We start from the raw sequence: 23,340 nt of genomic DNA on the forward strand, positions 1-23,340 counted from the left end.
TCTACTGGATGTTCGAGCGGCGGATGGTGTCGGCGGAGCCGTCGCCGTTGTTGTCGGAGTTGGTGGTGCCGAACCAGAGGGCGGCGGCGCCGGGCACCTTCTCGACCGCGCGGAGGCGGCCGTAGGTGGTGTTGAAGTAGGCGTTGACGGTGGAGACGTTCTCGCCGTTGAGCACGATCCGCCACAGCCGCTGGCCGCGCAGGGCGGCCATGAAGATGGTGTTGTTGACGATGGCGATGCCGCTGGGTGAGGCCTCGGCGACGCTCCAGGTGTGTTTGGGGTTGGTCATGCCGGAGGTGTTGCAGGTGCCTTCGCAGGTGGGCCAGCCGTAGTTGCGGCCGGGCTGGATGAGGTTGAGTTCGTCGCGGGAGGAGTTGCCCAGTTCCGATGACCACAGCCGGCCGGCCGAGTCCCAGGCCAGGCCTTGGGGATTGCGGTGGCCGTAGCTGTAGACGCGGGTGCCGAACGGGTTGCCGGGGGCGGCGGCGCCGGTCTTGGTGATGCGCAGGATCTTGCCGTTGAGCGAGTCGAGGTCGGGGGCGTTGCCGGACTGCTGGGCGTCGCCGGTGGCGACGTACAGGTGGTTGTCGGGGCCGAACCGGATGCGGCCGCCGTTGTGGTAGCGGTTCTTGTCGATGCCCTGCAGGATGCTGGCGTAGCCGGTGAGCGTGGTGCCGTTGAAGGTCATCTTCGCGACGCGGTTGCCTTCGGCGGCGGTGTGCATGAAGAACACCTCCTGGTCGCTGGTGCCGTTCCAGGTGGGGGAGAAGTCCAGGCCCATCAGGCCGCCTTCGCCGTTGGTGGTCTGGGTGCCGGGCACGGTGCCGACCTGGGTCTTGGTGCCACTCGGGGTCACCTTGAAGACTCGGAAGGTGTCGCGTTCGGTGACCAGGGCGTAGGAGCCGTCAGGGGTCCAGGAGATGTCCCAGGGCACGTCCCAGCCGCCGGCGATGCTGGTGGGCGTCTGCGGGACCGTGCCGCAGCCGCCGGTGGTGAACGACGCCGACGGCGCGCTCGGGGTGGAGACCTGGCCGGCGGTGTCGCGGGCGAGGACGTGCAGTTGGTAGGTGCGGGCGCATTCCAGCGGCACGCTGGCCGTCGTCGTCGGCGGGGTGCCGGTGATGGTGGCGAGTACGGCGTTGGTGGTGTGGTCGCGGATCAGGTAGGCGCGCACGCCGTTGTCGTCGGTGGCGGCGGTCCAGGTCACGGTGGCGGAGGTGGCCTGCACGCCGCTGACCGTGGGCTGTCCCGGCGTTGACGGCGGGTCGTCGGCGGGTGCGGGCAGGGTGCGGCAGCCGGCTTCGGGACTGCTGAGGGACACGTTGCCGGAGGCGTCGCGGCCGAACACCGACAGCTGGTAGGCGAAGTCGGGGTTGAGGCCGGTCAGCCGATACGGCGGGGCGGGTGCGGTGGCGATCTGCTGGCCCTGGTGGTAGACGTCGTAGGCCACCACGGCGATGTTGTCCGTGGACGGCGGCCAGTCCAGGGTGAGCGCGTTGTGGGTGATGTTCGAGCACACCGGCTGGCCCGGTGGGGTCGGCTTTTCGGTGTCGCCGGGGCCGGTGACCCGGAGCCGGTCGAGGTTGGGTCCGCCGCCGGCGGTGGTGGCGGTGGCCCGGATCGTGTTGCCGCCCGCGGCCAGTGGCGCGTCGAGGCTGATCTCCTGCCAGGTGGTCCAGGCACCGGTGCCGGGGAAGTCCGTGGTCTGCACGGTGGTGCCGTTGACGGCGATGGTCATCGGGCGGTTGACGGTGGTGCCGTTGGCGAAACGGAAGGTCAGGCTCTGGGTGCCCGCGGTGGCCGCGCTGACGGCGAACTCCACGGACGAGCCGACCACGTTGTCGTAGTTGACGAACCCGGAGCCGGTGAACCCGGCATGGTTGGACTCCACCACGCCCTGCGCGATGGTCGCGGACTCCGCCTGGTAGTCGGTGAAACTCGCCGACTGGACCTCGGCGTCGAGGTAGTCCCAGTTCGGGTTGCCGCCGGCGCCGGTCGCGGTCGCCTTGACGGTGTTGGTCCCCGCGGTGAGCTGCGCGGTCAGGGTCACGGTGGCCCACGTGGTCCAGGCGCCGGTGGCGTGGAAGCTGCGCGCTGCGGCGATGGTCGTGCCGTTGACCGCGATGTCGCTGGGCCGGTCGGCGCCGGTGCCGTTGGCGTAGCGGAGGGACAGGGTGGCGGAGCCGGCGGCGGGGGCGTTGATCGTCCACTCGGTGGCGGAACCGGCCACGTTGTCGCCGTTGACGAAGCCGGTGCCGGAGTAGCCGGCGTGGTTCGACTCGACGACGCCTTGGGTGATGGTGGCGTTCTCGGCTTCGTACCGGGTGGGCGCCGCGCTCGCCGGGACGGCTGTGAATCCTGTCGCGAGTAAGCAGGCGATGACGCAGGCCCGGGACTTGCTGAAGTTCATCGGGCACTCCTGGCTGAGAGTGATGCTTCGAGTAAGGAAGGGAGTCATCCAAACGTTTGCCGCAGTGCGATAGGCGCGTCAAGACGTGGAACGCTCCATATTTAGGAAACTTTCCTAACTCGGTTTGGCGTGATACATCGGATGTAACCGGGTCGGCTATGTCAGACGTATGCCTGGAGGTGTCACATTGCGGAGAGACATGGGACGTCTTCGCGCCTATGGGGTGAAGACGTCGCGGCGGCGGGAGAAGGGGGCGGTGGCGAACCGATAGGCGATCTTGGCCGGGGTCAGCCGGCGGACGCGGGCGCCGTTGCGGGCGCGGCTGATCGCCCGTTCGGCCAGCCAGGGGGCGACCGTGTCCACGCGGTCGGCCAGGATCGACAGCACCCTGGCCGCGCGGCGGCGCTCGGCGTCGGAGTAGCCGTGCGTGAGCAGGCCGGTGACCACCATGCCGGGGCTGAGCAGGCCCACGCCGACCCCGTCGGGGACCTCTTTGGCCAGGGCCGTGGTCAGGTAGGCGACGGCCCGCTTGGTGGCGCCGTACCCGCCGAGCCCCGGCACCACGCGGCCGTCGCCGCCCAGGCCGTCCATGTTCCACACGTGGCCGCCGCCCTCTTGTGCGGCCATGCCGCTCACCGCGACCGCGCAGCCGTTGAGCACCCCGAGCAGGTTGACGTCCACGACGCGGCGGGCCTGCTCGGCGGGCAGGCGCCAGAGGGGTTCGCGGGTGTGCGAGACGCCCGCGTTGTTGATCCAGACGTCCACGCGGCCGTACCGGCTGGTGGCGGCCTCCCAGAGTGCGGCGAGCTGCTCCCGGTCGGCGACGTCGGCCACCCGCGCCATGATCCCGCCCAGCTCGGCCCCTGCCTGCTCCGTCCGCTCCGGGTCGGTGCCGCAGACCACCACCTGATGGCCACGCTCCAGCAACGCCCTGGCCAGCCCGAACCCGAGCCCCCGCGTCCCACCGGTGATCACGACGGTCCTCGTCACCTGGCGGCCTCCACTCTGGCGGTCGCGACGGTCCTCGTCACCCGGCAGCCTCCACTCTGTCGTCACGGCGGCACTCGTCACGCGGAGCCCGCCGACCTGCTGGTCGTGACGGCGCCTGTCACCCCGGCTGCCCTCGGTCTGGCGCTCGCGATGATTCCTGTCACGCGGGAGGTCTTGAGCCTGGACGGTACCTGTCACTCGGCCGCCTCCAGCCTGGCCGTCGCGGTGGCTCGGATGCTGTCGCTCAGGAAGCGCCCGATGACCCGTCGTTCCTCCTCCGTGAACCCGTCGATCGCCCCCGCCAGATGGCGCGCCAGTGGGGTGAAGAACTGGCGGGCCAGCTCGGCGGCCTGCTCGTCCAGGACCACCTCGACCTTGCGGCGGTCGGTGGCGCTGCGCCGGCGCTCGACGTGACCGGCCTGTTCGAGCCGGTTGATCAGGGCGGTCGTGGCGGGTGGGCTGAGGTTGAGCGCCCCGCCCAGCCCGCCCGGGGTGAGCGGCCGCCCGGCCCGTGCGGCGTCGAGGATGACGACCAGGGCGTTCAGGTCGGTACGGTGCAGCCCGTGCAGGGCCGCGAAGCGCTCGATGAACCGATCGCTCTCGACGTTGAGCGCACGAATCATGACCATCAGCTCGACGGCGCTGGGGGTGTCCGGCGTCACGAGGCGCCTCGGCTTGCTGCCATGCCCCTCATCATTCCATAATCGAAACATTCCATGATGGAAATACTTCGATCGGAGCACCCCATGGCATGGCGCGAGACGTCGCCGCGTGACGTGAGCGCGGGGCGCGCCCTCGTCCTCGGCGTCGCGGCCAGCGCCGTCATGACGGGGCTCGTCTGGCTGCTCGGCCAGCGGCTGCACGGCATCACCCTGCTGCCCGACCAGGGCGCCTCCTGGTACTACTGGAAGCTACCCGACCCCACCGTCTGGACCCGCCTGTCGGCCTGGACGGGCTACGCGGCCCACCAGGTCGCCTTCTGGGGCCTGATCTACTACGCGCAGACGAGGGTCCGCCGCTATACCGCCGGCCTGCACCCGGTGAACGTCACCGCCCTGGCCGTCAACACCGCGTTCATCGCCCTGCACACGCTGCAGACGCACCTGTTCTACGACGGGCTCGCCCAGGATGTGTCGATCTTCAGCTCGCAGGGCTCGGTGATCCTGCTGCTGGTCGCCGTCCTGCTGATGGAGAACCGGCGGCGCGGCCTCTTCCTCGGCAGGCCCGCCCCCATCGGCAGGGCCGTCGTCGACTTCGCCCGCCGCTACCACGGCTACCTGTTCAGCTGGGCGGCGGTCTACACCTTCTGGTACCACCCGATGGAGGGCACCAGCGGCCACCTGATCGGCTTCTTCTACATGTTCCTGCTGCTCCTGCAGGGTTCGCTCTTCCTCACCAGGGCGCACACCAACCGGTGGTGGACGTTCACCCTGGAGGCGATGGTCGCCGTGCACGGCACCCTGGTCGCCGTCGTGACCTCGGGCCCGGACGGGGCATGGCCGATGTTCCTGTTCGGCTTCCTGGGCGTCTTCGTCATCACCCAGATGCACGGCCTGGGCCTGTCCACCACGACCCGCTGGCTACTGACCGCCTGTTACGCCGGGGCCGCCATGATCGTGTACGGCCTGCGCGGCGACCTCGCCGGTGCGGTGAACGAGGCGGTCAGAATCCCGGCGATCGAGTACGTCCTCGTGGGCGTCCTCGCCCTCCTCCTCTGGCTACCCCTGCGCACCGCCACCGTCCTCCGACGGGCGCGGGCCACCTCACCATCCGGCCCGCAACTGGATCCGCCATCCGATTCGAAACTGGATCCGGTATCCGCCCCGCAGCCGGATCCGGTATCCGATTCGGAGTTGGATCCGGTATCCGGTTCGGATCCGCGCTTCGAGTCGCCTCCCGATTCGGATCCGCGCTCCGAATCGCCACCCGATTCGGAGCCGGATTCACCATCCGCTTCGCCGGCCGAGAAGACGAGCGTTAGACCTTCCACCCGTAGGACTTCATGAGCCTGGCCGCGACCCTGGCAAAGCGGTCGGCGTCGAGCACGGCACCCTCACGCCGGATGTCGTCCTCGTCCAGCACGAAGGCCCGGTCCAGACGGACGTACGACACCCGGCCGTCACGCCCCCACGGCCCCAGCTCCAGCCAGTCGGGCCCATCATCGCCCCTGCTGGACAACATCATGCCGAGGAGCCTGCGCCCGGTACGGCCGACGATCAGCAGCGGCCGGTCCTTGCCACGGTTCGGGTCCTCCTCATAAGGCACCCAAGCCCAGACGATCTCGCCGGGATCGGCCAGACCGTCGAGGTCGGGAGAGTAGGCCAGGGTGGCGGGGCCGGTGAGGGTATGGATCTCGCGTACCGCGCCCCTGGACGGGCGGGGGTCATCACCTAGATCGCGCATTGGGGGAGCCTATGGCGACGGACAGGTGGAAATCCACTCGTTCCCCGATCCCCGGCCACCCAGCGAAGCCGACCGCGTCAGCCGACGGCGGACAGCCCCACGACCGCGTCGGCCGACGGCGGCAGGCGCACGACCGGGTCGAGCGTCGGCGGCAGGCGCATGGCTGCGTCGGGTGGCGGCGGTGGTAAGCGCGCGGCTGTGCCGGGCGGTGGTAACGGCGGGTGGTCGGTGGTGGCGAGTGTATGGCCTTCGGGGGAAGGCGATGGTGGGTGGGCGGCTGTGCCTCGTGGTGGTGGCTGGTGGCGTTCGGTTCTCGGATGGTGGGTGGGCGGCTGTGCCATGTGGTGGTGGCAGGCGGCGTACGGTCCTCGGGGCGGCAGGGGTTTCCGAGCGTGTCGGGCGGAGACTGCGTACGCACGGCCTCGACGGGCGGCGGTGGCAGGTGCGGCTTCGGCGGTCAGTGGCTGTGGGAGGGCGTGGCTGTGCCGGGTGGTGGTGGCAGGAGGCGGCGTACGGCCGTTGGGGTGTGGCCGAGGTGGCGGCGGATGGTGCGGGTCAGGTGGGCCTGGTCGGAGAAGCCGAGGTCGGCGGCCAGGGTCGCCAGGCTGGCCTCGCCTTGCTCCAGCCGGTCGAGCGCCTGGCCGACGCGGACCCGGTTGCGGTAGTGGGTCAGGGAGATGCCGAGCTCCCGGGTGAAGGCGCGGCTGAGCCTGTAAGGGGAGACGTTCAGGAGTGCGGCCAGGGGGAGCAGGCCGGTGGCGGCCGGGTGACCTGCGGTGATGGCCTCACGGGCGGTGCCGGTGATGGCGGCGGCCGCTCCTCCTGCCTCTGGTGTGGTGGCGATCGGGCCGAGGGCCTGGGAGAGGAGGCGAAGTAGGGATTCGGTCAGTTCGAAGGCCGTGTCACCGTCGCGGGCGGCCCGCAGGACGCGGCGGTGAGCGAGGTCGAGGCGGGCGTCCACATAGAGAGTCGAACGCGACGGCCGGACACCGCCGCCGCCGGTCCCGGCATCGGCCGCGGCGCCGGTGAGGGTGCAGACGGTTGTGGCATCGAGGGCGCTGGCAGAGGTGTCGGCGGAGGATCTGGCGGGGGTGCCAGTGAGGGCGATGGAGGAGGTGACAGCGAGGGGGCCGCAAAGAGGGCCCTTGAGGGCCTTGGGGGCGGCGTCGCCGGGGGTGTCGGTGATGGCGACGCTGGTGAAGGCGGTGGTGACGGTGCCGACAGGGACGGTGCCGACAGGGACGGTGGTGGCGTCGGTGAGAGTGTCGGCGGGGGTGATGGCGGTGGCGCTGGCGAGGGTGCCGGTTGGGGTGATGGCGCTGGGGAGGGTGCCGGTGGGAGTGATGGCAGTGGCGTTGGGGAGGGTGCCGGTTGGGGTGATGGCGGCAGGGCTGGCGAGGGGGCCGGTTGGGGTGTCGGTGCAGGTCAGGGTGTGCCACAGCGCGGGGGACAGGGACAGCGAGGTGCACACGTCGCCGCCGGATGGATGGGCGAAATGTTCCTCGTCACCGGGCAGGCCCAGATAGGCCATCGTCGGGTCGGCGACGGCGGGCCGGCCGTTCGCCATGCGGCGGAAGGTGCCGCGCCGCACCAGCACCACCCGGTAGCTCGTGCCCACCTCCGCCGGCGACCACCCGCGATGGTCGTCGACGCAGGTCACGGCGTCGATGCTGAACCCGGGCCCGGCGGCCAGAAGGACGGAGGAACGCACCCGCAGAACGCTACGCCCCCGGTCCGACAATCTCCGGGTGCGCCCCCACCGCGACGGTCTGCGGGGGCTGCAAGGATGTTCAAGACCGCCGCGCCCCGCCCCAGGCAGGCTGGGGCGCATGACAGCAACGCTTTCCTCCATAGTCATCGACAGCGCCGACCCCGCCGCCCTGGCCGCGTTCTACGCCAAGGCGACCGGGTGGCGCGTCACCGGTGACGACGCCGACTTCGTGTCCGTCGAAGGCGGCCCCGTCACGCTCGCCTTCCAGCGCATCGACGGCTACCAGGGCCCGGGCTGGCCGAACGACGGCAAGCACCTGCACCTGGAATTCACCGTCCCCGACGTTGAGGCCACCCTGCAGGAGCTGATCGGGCTCGGTGCCACCGTGCCGGACGTTCAACCGGGCGGCGACTCCTGGACCGTGCTCCTCGACCCGGAAGGCCACCCCTTCTGCCTCATGCGAGGCCAGTGAAGAACGTCCGGATATCGTCCGTCAGCAGCGCGGGGGCCTGCAGGGCGGCGTAGTGGCCGCCGGTGGGGAACTCCGACCAGTGCACCACGTTGTGCACCTGCTCGGCGTACCGCCGCACGGTCGTGTCCCCGGGGAAGACCGCGATCCCGGTCGGCGTCGGGTCCGGTGAGGCGGGCGGCGTCCAGTCGGGGGCGCTCTCCCGGTACAGGCGCCCGGCCGAGCCCGCGGTGCCGGTGAACCAGTAGATGGCCACGTTCGTCAGGAGGTCGTCAGGAGACAGAGCGCCGATGTCCTCGCCCCACGAGGCGAACGCGTCCAGGTTCCAGGCGAGCTGCCCGGCGGGGGAGTCCACCAGGCCGTAGGCGAGGGTCTGCGGCCTGGTGCCCTGGATGACGGCGTACCCGGAGACCTTCTGCCAGTCCGCCACCCCGGCGGCGCGCGCCTTCTCCTCCTCCGTCAAGCCCGACAGGTCGTCGGTGGGGAACGCGGTGACGGACGCGTTCAGGTGCACCCCCGCCACCCGGCCGGGCGCCGCGCGGCCCACCGCTGCGGAGATCAGTGAGCCGAAGTCGCCGCCCTGGACGCCGAAGCGCGCGTACCCGAGGCGGTTCATCAGCTCGGCCCACGCGGCCGCTATCCGCCGCACGCCCCAGCCGCGCTCCCGGGTGGGGCCGGAGAAGGCGAAGCCCGGGATCGACGGAATGACCAGGTGGAAGTCGCGGCTGAGCGGCCCTGCCACGTGCGAGAAGTCCGCGAACGAGCTGGGCCACCCGTGCGTGAGCAGCAGCGGCAGCGCGTCCTGGCGGGCCGAGCGCACGTGCGCGAAGTGCACGAGCTGCCCGTCGATCACGGTCGTGTACTGCGGCAGCGCGTTCAGCCGCGCCTCGTGCGCCCGCCAGGAGTAACCCTCCAGCCAGTACGCCGCCAGCTCCCGGACCGCCTCCGGCGGCACCCCGTACGACCATCCGGCCCCGTCGAGCGCGTCCGGCCAGCGCGTCCGTGCCAGCCGCGCACGCAGATCGTCGAGCCGGTCCTGCGGTATGTCGATGACGAATTCGTCCATGCCGGGCACCCTAGGAACCAACGCGGCCAGGATCAGGCCACAATGGTGGCGTGCTGGACACCTCCGCGAGACTGCTGCGCCTGCTGTCCCTTCTGCAGACCAGGCGCGACTGGCCGAGCGCCGAACTGGCCGAAAGGCTGGGCGTGGCCGCGCGGACGGTGCGCCGCGACATCGACCGGCTGCGCAGCCTCGGCTACCCGGTGCACTCCACGCCGGGCGTCGCCGGCGGCTACCGCCTGGGTGCGGGCGCCGAGCTGCCGCCGCTGCTGCTCGACGACGACGAGGCCGTGGCGGTCGCGGTGAGCCTGCGCACCGCCGCGAACGGCACCGTCACCGGCATCGAGGAGACCTCCCTGCGCGCCCTGGCCAAGCTGGAGCAGATCCTGCCCGCCCGCCTGCGGCGCCGGGTCAACACGCTGCAGACGCACACCGTACGGATCAACCGGGCGGGCCCCACCGTGGACGCCGACGTGCTGACCCGCGTCGCCGCCGCCTGCCGCGACCGCGAGCAGCTCCGCTTCGACTACACCGACCACGGGGGCGAGCGCGCGCCGCGCCGGACCGAGCCGCACAGCCTCGTCACCAAGGGCAACCGCTGGTACCTCGTCGGCTGGGACCCCGACCGCCGCGACTGGCGCACCTACCGCGCCGACCGGATGGACCTGCGCACCCCCAACGGCCCGCGCTTCGCCCCGCGCGAACCGCCCGGGCCCGACGTCGCCGCCTGGGTCCAGCACCGGCTGGCCCACGCGATGTGGCCGTACGAGGCCCGCTTCCTCCTCCACGCCCCGGCGGCCGAGATCGACGGCCAGACCTCGGGCACCGTCGAGCCGGTCGACGAGCGATCCTGCCTGCTCACCCTGCGCGGCGACGACCTGCACCTCATCGCCGTGACCGTGGCCTTCATGGGCGTCGGCTTCGAGGTGCTCGAACCGGCCGAGCTGAAAGATCACCTGGACGCGCTCGGCCGCCGCCTGCTGTCCTCTAGAATCTGATTCTGTGTCGTCAGCGTTCTTCACACGGAAGCGGGACGAGCTCGTCCCCTCGCCGCACGCCCGCGGTCCCTGGTCCCCCGACATGCTGCACGGACGCCTGCTCGGCGGCCTGGCCGCCCGCGCGATCGAGGAACGGCACGCCGAGCCGGGGCTGCGCTTCGCCCGGCTGACCGTCGACCTGTTCCGTAACAGCCCGCTGCTGCCGGTCACGGTGGAGACCACCCTGGTCAGAGACGGGCGCCGGATCCGGGTCGCCGACGCGACCATCGCCACCGACCAGGGCGTGATCGGCCGGGCGAGCGCCGTGCTGCTGCGCGAGGGTGAGCAGCCCGAGGGCGAGCGCGCGATCGTCACGCCCGCCTGGGACGAGCCGCCGCCCGCCGACCCGCCCGTCAACGGGGCCGGATGGAAGCCGCCGTTCGACATCTGGCGACTGACCCCGTGGGGCGAGCCGGGGCCCGCGCGGGTGTGGATGCGGGAGCGATATCCGCTGGTCGACGACGAGCCGCTGACCCCGTTCGTCCGCGCCGCGCTGGCCGCCGACTTCGCCAGCCCGCTCAGCAACGCCCAGCCCGAGGGCCTGCGCTTCATCAACGCCGACTACACAATGACGCTCGCCAGGCCGGTCGAGGGCGAACTCGTCGGCGTCGAGGCCACCGGGCACCTCAGCGCCGGCGGCGTCGCGACAGGTCAGGTGACCATGCACGACACCGCCGGCCCCGTCGGCTTCTGCGTGGTGACCGCCGTGGCCAACACCATGGCGCCGGGCGGCCGATAGTCAGGAGGGCTACGCCGGCCGCTCCGCGCGGTCGCCTGACCAGTCGGTGTGGTAGGTGCCCTCCTTGTCCACCCGCCGGTAGGTGTGCGCGCCGAAGTAATCGCGCAGTCCCTGTACCAGCGCCGCGGGAAGGCGGTCGCGGCGCAGCCCGTCATAGTAGGCCAGGGCCGAGGAGAAGCCGGGCGTGGGCACGCCGATCTGCACGGCCGTGGTGACCACCCGCCGCCACGACTCCTGCGCGGCGTCCAGCGCGGCCGCGAACGTCGGGTCGGCCAGCAGCGTCGGCAGCGCGGAGTTGGCGTCGTAGGCGGTCCTGATCCGGTCGAGGAACTTGGCCCTGATGATGCAGCCGCCCCGCCAGATCGTGGCCATCGCGCCGAGCTCCAGGTCCCAGCCGTACTCCTTCGAGGCCGCGGCCATCTGGTCGAAGCCCTGCGCGTACGCGACGATCTTGGAGGCGTAGAGGGCCTGGCGCACGTCCTCGACCAGCTCGCGGCCGCCCACCCCGGACAGCTTCGGCCCCTGCAGGGACGCGGCCGCCGCGCGCTGCTCCGGATGCCCGGACAGCGCCCTGGCGAACGTCGCCTCCGCGATGCCCGTCACCGGCACCCCGAGGTCGAGCGCGCTCTGCACCGTCCAGCGGCCGGTGCCCTTCTGCTCGGCCTGGTCCACCACGACGTCCACGAACGGCTTGCCCGTCTCGGCATCGACCTGGTCGAGCACCTCGGCGGTGATCTCGATCAGGTAGGAGTCCAGCTCACCCCGGTTCCACTCCCTGAACACCTCGGCCAGCTCGGCCGGCGTCGCCCCCAGAGCCTGCCGCAGCAGGTCATAGGACTCCGCGATGAGCTGCATGTCGGAGTATTCGATGCCGTTGTGCACCATCTTCACGAAGTGCCCGGCACCGTCGGGACCCACGTGCACCGCACACGGCACGCCGTCCACCTTGGCCGAAATGTCCTGCAAGATCGGGCCGAGCGCCTCCCACGACTCCTTCGACCCGCCCGGCATGATGCTGGGCCCGTTGAGCGCGCCCTCCTCGCCGCCCGAGATGCCGGTGCCGACGAAGTGCAGGCCCCGCTCCCGCAGCGCCGCCTCGCGCCGCCGGGTGTCCTCGAAATGCGCGTTGCCGCCGTCGACGATCATGTCGCCGGGCTCCATCAGGTCGGCCAGCGCGTCGATCACCGCGTCGGTGCCCGCGCCCGCCTTCACCATGATGATCGCCCGCCGCGGCCGCTTCAGCGAGGCCACGAATCCGGCCAGCTCCTCGGACGGCACGAACGTGCCCTCCCCGCCGAACTCCTTGACCAACTGCTGGGTGCGGCTGTGCGAGCGGTTGTGCACCGCCACCGCATAACCGTTCCTGGCCAGGTTGCGTGCCAGGTTGCGCCCCATGGTCGCGAGGCCGGTGACGCCGATGTCTGCCAAGTCCATCTCAGCTCCTCTGTGGGGGATACGCATGATCCAGCTCGGGGGTTCGGAGGGATATTCCCACCTCAGTCGCTCAGTCGCACCCCGAGTTCGTCGAGCCGGTCCAGCATGTCGGCCGGATCGGCGTAGACCCTGAACGCCCCCGCTCGTTCGAGCTCGTCCCTGCCGTACCCGCCGGACAGCACCCCGATGCCCAGCGAGCCGGCGCGGCGGGCCGCGAGCAGGTCCCAGACGCTGTCGCCCACCACCATGGCATGCGCCGGGTCCACCCCGGCCAGCGCCGCACCGGCCAGGAACAGGTCGGGGTCCGGCTTGGCGCGCCGCACCAGGTCGCGGGTCACCATCGGCGTGTCCTCCGGCAGCCCCAGCATGCCCAGCGCGAGCCGGGCCGTACGCGCGTAACCGCTGGTCGCGATGGCCCACGGCACGCCGCGCGCGCTCAGCTCGGCCAGCAACTCCGCCGCGCCGGGCAACGGCTTGACGGAGTCGACCTGCTGCTCGTACGCCTCCGCGTGGGTCGTCTGCAACTCCGCGATCTGCTCCCGGCTCAGCTTCAGCCCCGTCTCCCGCAGCAGCGCGCTGACGAACAGTCCGCCGCTCATGCCGATCCTGCGGTGGATCCGCCACACCGACAGGTCGATGCCCATCCCGGCCAGCGCTTGCCGCCAGGCCACGACGTGCTGGTAGACGCTGTCGATCAGGGTGCCGTCCAGGTCGAACAGAAACGCGGGAGTCGGAGCCTCCGGGAATTCACGCATGCGTCCATGACACCATGGCCGACATGCGGATCATCATCGCGGGTGGCCACGGTCAGATCGGGCTGCGGCTGGCCGCCCGCCTCACAACGGGCGCGGTCGGGCTGGTGCGCAACCCGGACCACGTCGCCGACGTCGAGGCCACCGGGGCCGAGGCCGTCGTGTGCGACCTGGAACGGGCGAGCGTCGAGGACGTCGCGGCGATCCTCGAAGGCGCCGACGCCGTGGTGTTCGCCGCCGGGGCGGGACCCGGCAGCGGCGCGGCCCGCAAGGACACCGTCGACCGAGCCGCGTCCGTGCTGCTCGCCGACGCCGCCGAACGGGCCGGTGTGGGGCGTTTCATCCAGATCTCGTCCATGGGCGCCGGCAAGCCGCCCGCCGGCGGCGACGAGGTGTGGGCCGCCTACATCAAGGCCAAGACCGAGGCCGAGGAGGACCTGCGGGCCCGCGACCTCGCCTGGACGATCCTGCGGCCCGGCCGCCTCACCGACGAGCCCGGCACGGGCCTGGTCAGGCTCGCTCCCGAGGTGGAGCGGGGCGCGGTGCCGCGCGACGACGTGGCGGCCGTCGTCATCGCCCTTTTGGCCGACCCCGGCACCGCCCGCCGGACCCTGGAACTCGTCTCCGGCGACACACCCATCGCGGACCTCACTCCATAGCCGCTCGGGCGCGCTCCTCGCACTCCGCCAGGGTGAGCCCGGCCAGCGCCTCGCGGACGAGCGGCACGCACACCGGGGCCATGGACAGGCTCGTCACGCCCAGCCCTGCCAGCAGGGGCGCGATCAGCGGGTCGCCGGCCGCCTCGCCGCACACCCCGACCGGTTTGCCCGCCTCACGGCCCGCCGCCGCGCACATCGCGATCAGGTCCAGGAGGGCGGGCTGGCGGGGGTCGAGGAGGTCGGCCAGGGCGGAGTGCTGGCGGTCGGCGGCGAAGGTGTACTGGGCCAGGTCGTTGGTGCCGATGCTGAGGAAGTCGACCTCCCGCAGCAGCCGCCCGGCTCGCAGCGCCGCGGCCGGGACCTCCACCATCGCCCCCACCCTGGCGATGCCCGTCGCCCTGGCCCGGCGGGCGAAGGCGGTGGCCTCCGCGATCGTGGTGACCATGGGCGCCATCACCCACGGGCTGGTGCCGGTCCGGCGGGCCGCCTCGGCGATCGCGTCGAGCTGGGTGTCCAGCACCTCGGGCAGGAGCCGGTCCACGCGCAGGCCGCGTACGCCCAGCGCCGGGTTGTCCTCGCCGGGCAGCCCCAGGAACGGCAGCGGCTTGTCGGTGCCGGCGTCGAGCGTGCGCACGATCACGTTCTCCACCTGGCCGAACACTTCCGCGTACGCGCTGACCTGCTCCTCGAACGACGGCGCCTGCGCCCGGCCCAGGAACAGGAACTCCGTGCGGAACAGGCCCACCCCCTCCGTGCCCTCCGCACCCTCCGTGCCCGGAGCCAGGTCCTTGGCCGAGCCGATGTTGAGCAGCAGCTTGACCGGATGGCCGTCGGCGGTCCTGCCCGGACCCGCACCGGCCGCCAGCCGGTCTCTGCGCCGCCGGTCGGCCGCGCCCACCTCGGCCGCCTCCGCCTCGGTGAGGCCGATCGCGAGCTCGCCGGTGCTCCCGTCGACGCCGATCACCGTGCCGTCGGCCAGCTCCAGGACGCCCGCGCAGGCCACCACGGCGGGCAGGCCCCGGCCGCGGGCCAGGATCGCGGTGTGGCTGGTGGGGCCGCCCCGCTCGGTGACGAGCGCCAGCACGTCGGGGCCCAGGCCGGCGGTGTCGGCGGGGGAGAGGTCGGCGGCGACCAGCACGTACGGGTGGCCGGGAGACGGCAGGCCCGGCATGGGCAGGCCCAGGGCGAAGGCCAGCGCGCGGTGCTTGAGGTCGTCGAGGTCGGCGGCCCGTTCGGCGAGGTAGCCGCCGAGCGCGGCCAGGGCCTCGCGGTGCCCGGCGAAGGCGGCGTCGAGGGCGTGGGCGGCGTCGGCGCCCTCGGCTGCCAGGCGTTCGGCCTCCTCCAGCAGCATGGGGTCGTCGGCCATCATGGCCAGCGCCTCCAAGATCTCGGCGGCCTCGCCCCGCGCGGCGGCGGCACGCCGGTTGAGGTCGGCGGCGACCGCCTCCAGCGCCTTGGCCGCCGTGGCCGCCTCCGCGCCGGGGTCGGTGACCGGGCGCGGCGCGGGCAGCTCCGGCGGGCCGGCCATCCGGATCACGGGCCCCGCGGCCCGCCCCTGGCTCACCCCCAATCCGCTGAGCCGCCCGGCGGCCCCCGCCCAGGGGCCGCTGTCAGGCCGGGAGCCACCGGACGGGGGCGGGGATGCCTTTTCACCCATCGACGACCTCTTCCGCGTCCAGGTCGCGCGCCAGCAGTGCCGCCAGCGTGTCCAGGGCCTCCTCGGCTCCGGGCCCGTCCGCCTCCAGCGTGACCTCCGTGCCGCGTACCGCCCCCAGGGACAGCACCCCGAGCATGCTCTTGGCCGGCACCGCCTTCTCGCCGAGCCGGATCGTCACCGGCACCCCCGCCTTCACCGCCGCCTGCACGAACAGCTTGGCGGGGCGGGCGTGCAGGCCGCTGGCCGAGGCCACGGCCACCGTTCGCTGGGCCATCACGTTCTCCTTCAGGGTTCTATCGTGACCTTAATGGCGGCACCCCGGCTGACCAGGCCGATCCCGTCCAGCACCTGGGGCAGCGGCAGCCGGTGGGTGATCAGGTCCGACACCACCACGGCCCCTTCCGCCACCAGCCGCAGGGCCTCGGCGTTGTGGGCGGGGCTGGAGCCGTTCGCGCCGACGATGGTCAGCTCGCGGTAGTGCACCAGGTTCGCGTCCAGCGCGATGACCGGGTCGTCCTTGGGCAGGCCGCCGAAGAAGCTGATCCGCCCCTGGCGGGCCGCCATCCGTACGGCCTGCTCCTGGGCCGCGCCCGACGCCGCCGCGGTGATCACCACGTCGGCGCCCCGGCCGCCGGTCAGCTTGAGCACCTGCTCGACCGGGTCGGCGTCGATGGCGGCGTCGGGGTGGACGAGTTCGGCCGCCATGGCCAGGCGCTGGGCGTTCACGTCCACCAGGAACACCCGGGCGGCGCCGCGCGCCCGCGCCAGCCGTGCGTGCAGGCAGCCGATCGGGCCCGCGCCCATCACCACCACGTCGTCGCGGGGGCCGACGCGGGCCAGCGACTGGCCGTTCAGCACGCACGCGAGCGGCTCGGCCACCGACGCCTCCGCGAAGCCGACGCCGTCCGGGATCGCGTTGATGCCGTTGACGGCCAGGACCTTCGCGGGGACGATCATGTACTCGGCGAAGCCGCCGTCGTAGTGGTAGCCCATCGACTCCTGGTACGGGCACACGGTCTGGCGGCCGAGCCGGCACTCGGTGCACGTCCCGCACGGGATCGCGGCGATGACCTGCACCCGCGCGCCGGTGTCCACGACCTCGCCGGAGATCTCGTGGCCCATCACGCGCGGGGGCACGATGTGGTGGTGACCGAACTTGTAGATCTTGGCGTCGGTGCCGCAGGTCGAGCAGTTGCGTACGCGGATCTTCAGCTCGCCGGGCCCGGCGACGGGCTCGGGCGCGTCCTCGATCCTGATGTCGCCCGGCGCGTGGAATCTGGCGACCTTCATGTGAGCTCCTTCATCACCTGCGAGACCTCCGTGGCCTCGCGCAGCGTCCTGGCGCGGTCGGGGTCGAGCAGGATCTCGGCCAGCGCCGCCAGCAGCGGCACGTGGCCGTCGCCCTTGGCCGCGATGCCGACGCACAGCGTGACCCGCTCGCCGTCCCAGTCGACGCCATCGGGGAAGCGGACCACGCAGATCGCGTCCCGCAGCACGGCCTCCTTGGAGGTGTTCGTGCCGTGGGGGATGGCCACGCCCTCGCCGACGTACGTGGAGATCGTCCGCTCGCGTTCGAGCATCGCCGTCACGTACGGCTCCGCGACCGCCCCCACCTCGATGAGCGCCCGCCCGCAGCGCCGGATCGCGGCGTCGCGGTCGGGGGCGCTCTCGTTCAGGAGCACGGCCCGCGGGTCGAGCAGGTCGTCACGCATCGACCGTGCCGCCGTTCTTGATCGTGTTGACCAGCCGGGTCACCGCCGGGTCCCCGAGGAAGATCTGGAACGACACCAGCACCTTCCCGGGAGCGGCCGCCCTGGCCCTGGCGGCCAGGCCCGCGTGGCACACGACCACGTCGGCGTCGTCGGGGATGGAGTTGACCGGGGTGTGCTCGACGGTCACGCCGGTGTCCTTGAGCTGCTTCCTGAGCGTGGAGGCGAGCATCACGCTGCTGCCCATGCCCGCGTCGCAGGCCACGATGAGCTTGTGGATGTCCTTGCTGTCGATGCCGGCCATGGCTCAGCCTTCCTTGGCGGTAGCGGGTTCCTCGGATTCGGAGGACTCGGATGGGTCGGCCTTCTCGCCCCTGCCGAAGCCGAGCAGGAGGGCGGCGACCGCGAACGTCACGCCCGTGGCCACCAGGATCCCGAGGCTGGAGGAGAGCCAGCCGCCCTTCGGGGTGACCGCGAGGTAGGCGAAGATGCTGCCGGGCGACGGCGTGGCGACCAGGCCGGCCCCGGTGATCATGAAGGTGAACACGCCGGCCGCGCCGCCCGCGATGACGGCAAGGATGAGGCGGGGCTTCATGAGGACGTACGGGAAGTAGATCTCGTGGATGCCGCCGAAGAAGTGGATGATCATCGCGGCGGGCGTGCTCGGCCGCAGCTCGCGCGGCCCGAACAGCAGATACGCCAGCAGCAGCCCCAGCCCGGGACCCGGGTTCGACTCCAGCATGAACAGGATCGACTTGCCCTGCGCCGCGGCCTCGGCGACGCCCAGCGGGCTGAGCACGCCGTGGTTGATGGCGTTGTTCAGGAACAGCACCTTGGCCGGCTCGATCAGCACGGACGCGATGGGCAGCAGGTTGTTGGTGATCAGCCAGCTCACCGCGTTGCCGGCGCCGGTGGTGATCGTCTGCACGATCGGGCCGATGCCCAGCATGCCGACCACGGCCATGGCGCCGCCCACGATGCCGGCGGAGAAGTTGTCCACCAGCATCTCGAAGCCGGCCTTGGTCCGCTGCTCCGTGAACTTGTCCACATATTTCAGGATCACGGCGGTGAGCGGGCCGATGATCATGGCGCCGAGGAACATCGGCGCCTCCGTGCCCACCACGACGCCCATCACGGCCACCGCGCCGACGACCGCCCCGCGCTGCCCGTGCACCATCCGGCCGCCGGTATAGGCGATGAGGATCGGCAGCAGGGTCGAGATGATCGGATTGACCATCTTCGCCAGCGTCTCGTTGGGCAGCCAGCCGGTCGGGATGAAGAGGGCGGTGATCAGGCCCCAGGCGATGAACGCGCCGATGTTCGGCATGATCATGCCGGCCAGATAGCCGCCGATGCGCTGGATGGTGGCCTTGACCCCGGTTCCGACGACCGGGGGAGTGTAGGTGTCGGCCATGGACTTGCTCCTTCGGGGGGATGAGCAGTTGATCAGCCGGGCGGTAGGGGAGCGGTGAGGGGGCGTGCGGGGTCGGGCGGGTGGACGGTGACGGCCCGCGGGTCGATGTCGGCGGGGCCGGGCATGCGACTACCGGGCAGGCGTACTGCGGCGGCGCCCCAGGTCAGTGCCCGGGCGAGGGCGTCAGGGCCGTGCCCGCCGGCGGCCAGGAAGCCCGCCAGCATGGCGTCGCCGGCGCCCACGGAGCTGCGCGGCTCGGTCACGGCGGCCTCGCCGTACCAGATGCCGCCCTCTTCGACGAGGACGGCGCCGTCGGCGCCCAGGCTGGCCAGCACCGCGCGGGCGCCCGCGGCCCGCAGCTTGCCGGCCGCCTCCACCACGTCGCCCAGCCGGCGGATCGGCATGCCGGTGGCCGCGGACAGCTCCTCCAGGTTCGGCTTGACCAGGGCGGGCGCGGCGCCGAGCGCGCAGGCGAGCGCGGGGCCGCTGGTGTCGACCGCCACGTGGATGCCCGCCCCGGCGAACCTGCGGCACAGCCGGGCGTAGACGTCGGCGGGCACCTCGGGCGGCAGGCTGCCCGAGGCGACCACCCAGTCGGCCCCCTGGCCGCCGGAGTGCGCGGCGGCCAGCACGGCTTCGGCGATCTCGTCGAGCTCGTCCGCCGACAGGGCGGTGCCGGGCTCGTTGATCTTGGTGATGGTGCCGTCGGGCTCGGCGAGCGTGACGTTCGACCGCGTCGGGCCCGCCACGGGCACGGTCACCATGTCGAGGCCCTCGGCGGCGAGCAGCCGGACGAGCTGCCTGCCCTCGTCGCCGCCGTACGGCACCACCGCCCGGCTCGCCACCTCGTTGGCCAGCAGCGCGCGCGAGACGTTCACCCCCTTGCCCCCGGGGTCGAGGTGCGCGGCGGCGGCGCGGATGACCGCGCCCCGGTCGAGGGCGGCGATCTCGATGGTGCGGTCGAGGCTGGGGTTGAGCGTCAGGGTGAGGATCACGCCCTGATCACCTCCGGGCCCGCCGCCGCCAGGTCGGCGGCCAGCGTCAGGTCGAGGCCGGTGTCGCTGATCACCACGTCGATCTCGCCCAGTTCGGCGAACGTGGCCAGGTAGGTGTTGCCGAACTTCGTGTGGTCGGCCAGCAGCACGCTGCGCTGCGCGGCCTTGACCATGGCCCGCTTGATCGCCGCCTCGGCCGGGTCGGGCGTGGTCAGCCCCCGGGTGAGCGAGCAGCCGTTGGTCGCCATGAACGCGACGTCCACGTTGAGGCAGGCCAGCGGCCGCAGCGCCCAGTCGTCCACCGTGGCCAGCGTCTTGCCGCGCAACCGGCCGCCCAGCATGATCACGTGCAGGTTGGCGCGCGCGGCCAGGGCGGTGGCCAGCGGCGGGGAGTTCACCACGACGGTCAGCTCCCGGTCGGCGGGCAGCACCTGGACCAGGCGGCCCGTGGTGGTGCCCGCGTCGATGATCACCGAGCCGTCCTCGGGCAGCTCGGAGAGCGCGGCCTTGGCGATGCGCTCCTTCTCGGCCGTCATGACCTCGTCGCGGGCCGCCAGCGCGGGCTCGAACCCGAGCCGCTCGACGGGGATCGCGCCCCCGTGCACGCGGCGCAGCACGCCCGCCCGCTCCAGCGACGTCAGGTCGCGGCGGATCGTCTCGGTGGTCACGTCGAGCTCGGCGGCCAGCGTCACCACGTCGACGCGGCCCGCGCTCCGCGCCCTCCGCAGGATCTCCTGCTGCCGTTCCTCGGCGTACATGATGTTGGTTCACCGCCGTTTCCGGTTGGTTTCTTCTGTGTTTATACCCGCTTTCGTTGGCCGGTCAAGAGCGGCGGGGCGGAATCTGGTAGTTATAGGCGGGTGCGTATGAAGCCACTGGCCGCCGTGCCCCTCGTCGTCGCCGCGCTCGCGGCACCCGCTCACGCCTCCGAGGTGGCCAAGCCGCCCCGGGTGCCCGCCGGGACGACGGCGGCGTGGGCGGTGTTCGACCGGCAGGCCGGCAGGTTCGTGGCGGTGAAGAACGTGCACCGTAAATACCGCTCGGCCTCGGTCGTGAAGATCCTCATCGCGATCGACTACCTGGAGGGGCGCAAGAGCGTGCCCCCGGCCGACGCCCGCCTGCTGAAGATCATGCTGCGGTCCAGCGACGACGACGCCGCCTCGGCGTTCTGGGACCGCCAGGGCAAGGGGCGGCTCATCGTCAGGCAGGCCCGCAGGCTGGGCCTGTCCGACACCGCGCCGCCGCCCGCCTCGAAGCCCGGGTTCTGGGGATACACCTCGCTGAGCGCGCACGACATCGTGCGCACCTACCGCTACCTGCTCGACAAGGCCGACGCCCGGGTCAGGGACACCATCCTCGGCCACCTGCGGCAGGCCACGCCGTGCGGGACCGACGGCTTCGACCAGACCTTCGGCATCCCCGACGCGGTGCCGAAGCCCTTCGCGGTCAAGCAGGGCTGGTCGGGGTTCGGCACCACGCCGCCGGTCCGGTGCAACGGCGACGCCAGGGCCGTCGGGGCGCCCATCTCGTGGATCGCGCAGCGGGCCACCGGCTCGGGCGTGCCCGACTACGGGCGGCCGGTCCTGTACTCGACCGGCCTGGTCGGCAAGGGCGAGCGCTACGTCATGGCCGTGCTGACCGCCCACCCGGCCGGCGCCACCTGGAGCTCCTCGGTCGGGCGCGTCACCACCCTGACCAAGGACCTCTACCGGAGCCTGCCTAGCTGACGAAGGTGAACATCCGCCCGCCCGGCTCCAGCGGCACGGGCGGGCCGGCGTAGCGGTGCACGCCGACGCCGAAGTCCAGCCCCTCGACGCTCTCGACGGTCACGCGCTCGAAACCGCCGCTCTCGAACCACTCGCAGATCACCGGCACCCGATCGGGCTCGGTCCGGCCCCTGGTCCAGATCACCGTCGCGCCGGGGGCACAGAGCCCCATGCGCGGCGTTCGACCAGCCGGGCGCGCACCTGGGCGCGCCGTGGATGGGCGGCCAGCACCGGCAGCAGGTCGCGTCCCTGCCCGGCGCACAGGCTCACCACCCGCGAGGCCCCCTCGTCGAGCGCCGCCCCGACCCACCTGCGCACGACCGCCAGTCGCCGTTCCAGGGCCGAGCCCGGCACGTCATAGTGGTCATGCCAGGCAACCCAATCGCGATTCGTCATGATCATTGATATTTGTAGAGAATGGCGGAGCGAGCAAGTGCGCTGGACCGGGTGCTCAAGCAGGCGGGCGGGCCGGAGATCCTCGACATCCTGGCCGAGCGCCTGCCCGGCGCCGACCTGACGACGCTGCTGCTGGAGGTGATGCGGCGCCGCTCGCGGACGCTCTCCCCGGCCGACGTCCTGCGCCGCTACGGCCACGACCGTTTCGTCGCCCCCGCGCAGATCCTGTTCCAGCGGCTGCGGCGGGCCGAGGACGCCGTGCTGTCGGCGCTGCCGCCCGGCGTCGAGCTGGTCACGCTCGCCCCGGTCGCGCCGCTCGGCGCCCACTCGGCGCTCGGCCCCGTCGACCAGAACAACGTCGTCTCCACCATCAGGAACAGCGAGGTCGCCGCCGACCCCACCAACGCCCTCGCCCTGGAGGCGGCCTTACGCCGCCGCACCACCCCCGCCGAGCCGGTACGCCTGGCGGCCCTGCAACGCGTCGTCCGCGCCCAGCACTTCACCGGGCCGGTGAGCTACGCGCACTTCACCCTGTTCGCCCTGGTCACCGCCGGTCGCGACACCGGCGGCCTGGCCTTCGAACGGCAGCACGCGGCCGAGCACCTGGCCGTCCTGACCGCCGCCGTCCGCGCCTGCGGCGTGGCCGCCCCCGAGGTCAAGGTGACGGTCCTGGACGAACGCTTCGAACCCGTGGCCGCCGGCCTCGACGCCGGCCGGGATCCGGACCGGGAGGGCGGGCGCGGCTACTACACCGGCCTCTGCTACAAGATCTACGGCGACGGCATGGAGGTGGGCGACGGCGGCTTCGTCGACTGGACGGCCCGCCTGCTCGGCAACCGCAAGGAACGCCTGCTGATCAGCGCCCTGGGCATCGATCGGCTGAGCTGAGGCTCCCGCTGGTTCGGCCGCCCCTTCCGAAGCTCAGAGGCCTTGTCGCCCGGCGGCGAGCTCCTGCTCCAGGCGCACCTTCTTGGGCACGCACATGCGCCACGCGTCCAGCACCAGCTCGCGCATCTCCGCCACGTCTAGGGCGGCCATGCGCGCCTCCACCCAGTGGAAGCGCAGGTCGGACTCCCGTGGCATGAAGAACTTGTCCGGTTCGGCCGCGACCAGCGCCTCGCGTTCCTCCTTGGGGAACCCGAAACCCATCTCCGTCTCGTCACGCGAGAACGCCACGTAGACGATCTTGCCCACGCGGAACTTGACGCGGTCCCGGATCAGGTGCTCCGACGAACGCGGGAGGGTGCGCGCGAACTGCCGTACGTCGTCGACTGTGATCACACGCCCACGTTACCGGTTGCCCTCCGCGGCCGAAATGTCGGCGAGAGCCGAGCCCGGGTCGCGCTCGACGGCCAGGTCGCCGAGGCTCACGATGCCGACCGCGCGGCCGTCCTCGACGACCGGCAGGCGGCGTACGGCATGCGAGCGCATGAGCTGCACGGCCTGGTCGATGCTGGTGTCGGAGCCGACCGCCTCGACGGACTCGCTGCACGCCTTGCGCACGGGCGTGTCAGGCCCCAGGTCCTCGGCGACCAGCCGCACGGCGATGTCGCGGTCGGTCACGATGCCGTGCAGCCGGCCGTTCTCGTTGACGATGATCGCTCCGGTGTCGTTGTCGCGCATGAGCGCCGCCGCGACGGACACCGGCTGCTCGATGTCCACGCACGCGGGGTGGGACGTCATGACGTCTGCCACGGTCTTCGCCATGGGATCCTCCTGTAGGTCGGTCGAGCCGC

The 23,340-nt window shown here is 72.1% G+C and carries 27 protein-coding genes; 7 read left to right on the top strand and 20 right to left on the bottom strand.

Annotated features, from left to right (window positions below):
- Nucleotide 1: 1 nt before the first annotated feature.
- From C4V41_RS56265 to C4V41_RS56275, 3 genes are all read right to left on the bottom strand, one after another.
- Nucleotides 2-2,410, bottom strand: a complete 2,409-nt coding sequence (locus C4V41_RS56265) for a PQQ-dependent sugar dehydrogenase (RefSeq protein ID WP_103964290.1) — start codon at nt 2,408-2,410, stop codon at nt 2-4.
- A 216-nt stretch (nt 2,411-2,626) separates the two neighbouring features.
- On the bottom strand, nt 2,627-3,400 hold the full coding sequence (locus C4V41_RS56270) for an SDR family oxidoreductase (RefSeq protein ID WP_103964291.1): 774 nt from the start codon (nt 3,398-3,400) through the stop codon (nt 2,627-2,629).
- A gap of 194 nt (nt 3,401-3,594) precedes the next feature.
- The gene (locus tag C4V41_RS56275) at nt 3,595-4,062 is read right to left on the bottom strand and encodes a MarR family winged helix-turn-helix transcriptional regulator (protein ID WP_200824951.1); all 468 of its coding nucleotides are present in this window, start codon (nt 4,060-4,062) and stop codon (nt 3,595-3,597) included.
- Between the two features lie 84 nt (nt 4,063-4,146).
- Here C4V41_RS56275 and C4V41_RS56280 point away from each other — a divergent pair, with 84 nt between their 5' ends.
- On the top strand, nt 4,147-5,406 hold the full coding sequence (locus C4V41_RS56280) for a hypothetical protein (RefSeq protein WP_235031015.1): 1,260 nt from the start codon (nt 4,147-4,149) through the stop codon (nt 5,404-5,406).
- Here C4V41_RS56280 and C4V41_RS56285 read toward each other — a convergent pair.
- Entirely contained in the window at nt 5,378-5,803 is a 426-nt protein-coding gene (locus C4V41_RS56285) for a type II toxin-antitoxin system PemK/MazF family toxin (protein WP_103964293.1), read from the bottom strand. The genes C4V41_RS56280 and C4V41_RS56285 overlap by 29 nt on opposite strands.
- 457 nt (nt 5,804-6,260) lie before the next feature.
- Nucleotides 6,261-7,514 carry a helix-turn-helix domain-containing protein gene (locus C4V41_RS65705; RefSeq protein WP_268808927.1) on the bottom strand — a complete coding sequence of 418 codons (1,254 nt, stop codon included), beginning with the start codon at nt 7,512-7,514 and terminating at the stop codon, nt 6,261-6,263.
- 118 nt (nt 7,515-7,632) lie between these two features.
- Here C4V41_RS65705 and C4V41_RS56300 point away from each other — a divergent pair, with 118 nt between their 5' ends.
- Nucleotides 7,633-7,986: a VOC family protein gene (locus C4V41_RS56300; RefSeq protein ID WP_103964294.1), complete on the top strand. Its 354-nt coding sequence runs from the start codon at nt 7,633-7,635 to the stop codon at nt 7,984-7,986.
- Here C4V41_RS56300 and C4V41_RS56305 read toward each other — a convergent pair.
- The gene (locus C4V41_RS56305) at nt 7,970-9,049 is read right to left on the bottom strand and encodes an epoxide hydrolase family protein (RefSeq protein WP_103964295.1); all 1,080 of its coding nucleotides are present in this window, start codon (nt 9,047-9,049) and stop codon (nt 7,970-7,972) included. The genes C4V41_RS56300 and C4V41_RS56305 overlap by 17 nt on opposite strands.
- A gap of 50 nt (nt 9,050-9,099) precedes the next feature.
- Here C4V41_RS56305 and C4V41_RS63690 point away from each other — a divergent pair, with 50 nt between their 5' ends.
- The gene (locus tag C4V41_RS63690; protein ID WP_200824952.1) at nt 9,100-10,044 is read left to right on the top strand and encodes a helix-turn-helix transcriptional regulator; all 945 of its coding nucleotides are present in this window, start codon (nt 9,100-9,102) and stop codon (nt 10,042-10,044) included.
- Nucleotides 10,045-10,048: 4 nt separating this feature from the next.
- Complete coding sequence (locus tag C4V41_RS56320; protein WP_235031016.1) at nt 10,049-10,822, top strand: thioesterase family protein; 774 nt, start codon at nt 10,049-10,051, stop codon at nt 10,820-10,822.
- A gap of 9 nt (nt 10,823-10,831) precedes the next feature.
- On the opposite strand, the gene gndA is transcribed toward C4V41_RS56320, so the two are convergent.
- Together gndA and C4V41_RS56330 are read right to left on the bottom strand one after the other, a co-directional pair.
- Nucleotides 10,832-12,256: an NADP-dependent phosphogluconate dehydrogenase gene (gene gndA / locus C4V41_RS56325; RefSeq protein WP_103964296.1), complete on the bottom strand. Its 1,425-nt coding sequence runs from the start codon at nt 12,254-12,256 to the stop codon at nt 10,832-10,834.
- A gap of 62 nt (nt 12,257-12,318) precedes the next feature.
- The gene (locus tag C4V41_RS56330; protein ID WP_103964297.1) at nt 12,319-13,011 is read right to left on the bottom strand and encodes an HAD family hydrolase; all 693 of its coding nucleotides are present in this window, start codon (nt 13,009-13,011) and stop codon (nt 12,319-12,321) included.
- A 23-nt stretch (nt 13,012-13,034) separates the two neighbouring features.
- On the opposite strand from C4V41_RS56330, the gene C4V41_RS56335 reads away from it, so the two are divergent.
- The gene (locus tag C4V41_RS56335; protein WP_103964346.1) at nt 13,035-13,667 is read left to right on the top strand and encodes an SDR family oxidoreductase; all 633 of its coding nucleotides are present in this window, start codon (nt 13,035-13,037) and stop codon (nt 13,665-13,667) included.
- On the opposite strand, the gene ptsP is transcribed toward C4V41_RS56335, so the two are convergent.
- The 8 genes from ptsP to C4V41_RS56370 are packed head-to-tail and all read right to left on the bottom strand — an operon-like array spanning nt 13,657 to nt 20,200.
- The gene (gene ptsP, locus C4V41_RS56340) at nt 13,657-15,324 is read right to left on the bottom strand and encodes a phosphoenolpyruvate--protein phosphotransferase (RefSeq protein WP_103964298.1); all 1,668 of its coding nucleotides are present in this window, start codon (nt 15,322-15,324) and stop codon (nt 13,657-13,659) included. The two genes, C4V41_RS56335 and ptsP, sit on opposite strands and share 11 nt — an antisense overlap.
- The gene (locus C4V41_RS56345; RefSeq protein WP_103964299.1) at nt 15,317-15,598 is read right to left on the bottom strand and encodes an HPr family phosphocarrier protein; all 282 of its coding nucleotides are present in this window, start codon (nt 15,596-15,598) and stop codon (nt 15,317-15,319) included. Before C4V41_RS56345 ends, ptsP begins: the two co-directional genes overlap by 8 nt.
- Nucleotides 15,599-15,609: 11 nt before the next feature.
- Nucleotides 15,610-16,614, bottom strand: coding sequence for a zinc-dependent dehydrogenase (locus tag C4V41_RS56350; RefSeq protein ID WP_103964300.1), 1,005 nt, complete (start codon nt 16,612-16,614; stop codon nt 15,610-15,612).
- Nucleotides 16,611-17,036 carry a PTS sugar transporter subunit IIA gene (locus C4V41_RS56355; protein ID WP_103964301.1) on the bottom strand — a complete coding sequence of 142 codons (426 nt, stop codon included), beginning with the start codon at nt 17,034-17,036 and terminating at the stop codon, nt 16,611-16,613. The genes C4V41_RS56350 and C4V41_RS56355 overlap by 4 nt, the downstream gene beginning before the upstream one ends.
- Nucleotides 17,029-17,337, bottom strand: coding sequence for a PTS lactose transporter subunit IIB (locus C4V41_RS63695; protein ID WP_200824953.1), 309 nt, complete (start codon nt 17,335-17,337; stop codon nt 17,029-17,031). The genes C4V41_RS56355 and C4V41_RS63695 overlap by 8 nt, the downstream gene beginning before the upstream one ends.
- Nucleotides 17,338-17,340: 3 nt before the next feature.
- Entirely contained in the window at nt 17,341-18,447 is a 1,107-nt protein-coding gene (gene mtlA / locus C4V41_RS56360) for a PTS mannitol transporter subunit IICB (protein ID WP_200824954.1), read from the bottom strand.
- A gap of 32 nt (nt 18,448-18,479) precedes the next feature.
- Nucleotides 18,480-19,442: a 1-phosphofructokinase gene (gene pfkB / locus C4V41_RS56365; RefSeq protein ID WP_103964302.1), complete on the bottom strand. Its 963-nt coding sequence runs from the start codon at nt 19,440-19,442 to the stop codon at nt 18,480-18,482.
- The gene (locus tag C4V41_RS56370) at nt 19,439-20,200 is read right to left on the bottom strand and encodes a DeoR/GlpR family DNA-binding transcription regulator (protein WP_103964303.1); all 762 of its coding nucleotides are present in this window, start codon (nt 20,198-20,200) and stop codon (nt 19,439-19,441) included. Before C4V41_RS56370 ends, pfkB begins: the two co-directional genes overlap by 4 nt.
- Before the next feature lie 108 nt (nt 20,201-20,308).
- Here C4V41_RS56370 and C4V41_RS56375 point away from each other — a divergent pair, with 108 nt between their 5' ends.
- Nucleotides 20,309-21,169: a D-alanyl-D-alanine carboxypeptidase family protein gene (locus C4V41_RS56375; protein ID WP_103964304.1), complete on the top strand. Its 861-nt coding sequence runs from the start codon at nt 20,309-20,311 to the stop codon at nt 21,167-21,169.
- Here the strand turns inward: C4V41_RS56375 and C4V41_RS63700 are convergent.
- On the bottom strand, nt 21,162-21,353 hold the full coding sequence (locus C4V41_RS63700; protein WP_200824955.1) for a hypothetical protein: 192 nt from the start codon (nt 21,351-21,353) through the stop codon (nt 21,162-21,164). The genes C4V41_RS56375 and C4V41_RS63700 overlap by 8 nt on opposite strands.
- A complete protein-coding gene (locus C4V41_RS63705) occupies nt 21,350-21,604 on the bottom strand; it encodes a hypothetical protein (protein WP_200824956.1) in 255 nt (84 codons plus the stop codon). The genes C4V41_RS63700 and C4V41_RS63705 overlap by 4 nt, the downstream gene beginning before the upstream one ends.
- A 21-nt stretch (nt 21,605-21,625) precedes the next feature.
- Between C4V41_RS63705 and C4V41_RS56385 the strand changes: the two genes are divergently transcribed.
- Entirely contained in the window at nt 21,626-22,492 is an 867-nt protein-coding gene (locus C4V41_RS56385) for a hypothetical protein (protein WP_200824957.1), read from the top strand.
- 33 nt (nt 22,493-22,525) lie between these two features.
- Here the strand turns inward: C4V41_RS56385 and C4V41_RS56390 are convergent, their stop codons facing one another.
- Nucleotides 22,526-22,885 carry an MmcQ/YjbR family DNA-binding protein gene (locus C4V41_RS56390; RefSeq protein WP_103964305.1) on the bottom strand — a complete coding sequence of 120 codons (360 nt, stop codon included), beginning with the start codon at nt 22,883-22,885 and terminating at the stop codon, nt 22,526-22,528.
- Between the two features lie 9 nt (nt 22,886-22,894).
- Nucleotides 22,895-23,311 (bottom strand): CBS domain-containing protein, encoded by a 417-nt coding sequence (locus tag C4V41_RS56395; RefSeq protein ID WP_103964306.1) that lies wholly within the window; start codon nt 23,309-23,311, stop codon nt 22,895-22,897.
- Nucleotides 23,312-23,340: the final 29 nt, after the last annotated feature.

It is taken from the genome of Nonomuraea solani, from assembly GCF_900108335.1.
In the GTDB taxonomy this organism is placed as follows: domain Bacteria; phylum Actinomycetota; class Actinomycetes; order Streptosporangiales; family Streptosporangiaceae; genus Nonomuraea; species Nonomuraea solani.

What these genes read in the sequence shown, in the direction of transcription:
- ptsP (WP_103964298.1), bottom strand. Translation starts at nt 15,324, where the DNA reads ATGGGTGAAAAGGCATCCCCGCCCCCGTCCGGTGGCTCCCGGCCTGAC.
- C4V41_RS56385 (WP_200824957.1), top strand. Translation starts at nt 21,626, where the DNA reads ATGGCGGAGCGAGCAAGTGCGCTGGACCGGGTGCTCAAGCAGGCGGGC.
- C4V41_RS56345 (WP_103964299.1), bottom strand. Translation starts at nt 15,598, where the DNA reads ATGGCCCAGCGAACGGTGGCCGTGGCCTCGGCCAGCGGCCTGCACGCC.
- mtlA (WP_200824954.1), bottom strand. Translation starts at nt 18,447, where the DNA reads ATGGCCGACACCTACACTCCCCCGGTCGTCGGAACCGGGGTCAAGGCC.
- C4V41_RS56350 (WP_103964300.1), bottom strand. Translation starts at nt 16,614, where the DNA reads ATGAAGGTCGCCAGATTCCACGCGCCGGGCGACATCAGGATCGAGGAC.
- C4V41_RS56330 (WP_103964297.1), bottom strand. Translation starts at nt 13,011, where the DNA reads ATGCGTGAATTCCCGGAGGCTCCGACTCCCGCGTTTCTGTTCGACCTG.
- C4V41_RS56265 (WP_103964290.1), bottom strand. Translation starts at nt 2,410, where the DNA reads ATGAACTTCAGCAAGTCCCGGGCCTGCGTCATCGCCTGCTTACTCGCG.
- C4V41_RS56300 (WP_103964294.1), top strand. Translation starts at nt 7,633, where the DNA reads ATGACAGCAACGCTTTCCTCCATAGTCATCGACAGCGCCGACCCCGCC.
- C4V41_RS56370 (WP_103964303.1), bottom strand. Translation starts at nt 20,200, where the DNA reads ATGTACGCCGAGGAACGGCAGCAGGAGATCCTGCGGAGGGCGCGGAGC.
- C4V41_RS56335 (WP_103964346.1), top strand. Translation starts at nt 13,035, where the DNA reads ATGCGGATCATCATCGCGGGTGGCCACGGTCAGATCGGGCTGCGGCTG.
- C4V41_RS56355 (WP_103964301.1), bottom strand. Translation starts at nt 17,036, where the DNA reads ATGCGTGACGACCTGCTCGACCCGCGGGCCGTGCTCCTGAACGAGAGC.
- gndA (WP_103964296.1), bottom strand. Translation starts at nt 12,256, where the DNA reads ATGGACTTGGCAGACATCGGCGTCACCGGCCTCGCGACCATGGGGCGC.
- C4V41_RS56375 (WP_103964304.1), top strand. Translation starts at nt 20,309, where the DNA reads ATGAAGCCACTGGCCGCCGTGCCCCTCGTCGTCGCCGCGCTCGCGGCA.
- C4V41_RS56395 (WP_103964306.1), bottom strand. Translation starts at nt 23,311, where the DNA reads ATGGCGAAGACCGTGGCAGACGTCATGACGTCCCACCCCGCGTGCGTG.
- C4V41_RS56280 (WP_235031015.1), top strand. Translation starts at nt 4,147, where the DNA reads ATGGCATGGCGCGAGACGTCGCCGCGTGACGTGAGCGCGGGGCGCGCC.
- C4V41_RS56285 (WP_103964293.1), bottom strand. Translation starts at nt 5,803, where the DNA reads ATGCGCGATCTAGGTGATGACCCCCGCCCGTCCAGGGGCGCGGTACGC.
- C4V41_RS56305 (WP_103964295.1), bottom strand. Translation starts at nt 9,049, where the DNA reads ATGGACGAATTCGTCATCGACATACCGCAGGACCGGCTCGACGATCTG.
- C4V41_RS63695 (WP_200824953.1), bottom strand. Translation starts at nt 17,337, where the DNA reads ATGGCCGGCATCGACAGCAAGGACATCCACAAGCTCATCGTGGCCTGC.
- C4V41_RS63705 (WP_200824956.1), bottom strand. Translation starts at nt 21,604, where the DNA reads ATGACGAATCGCGATTGGGTTGCCTGGCATGACCACTATGACGTGCCG.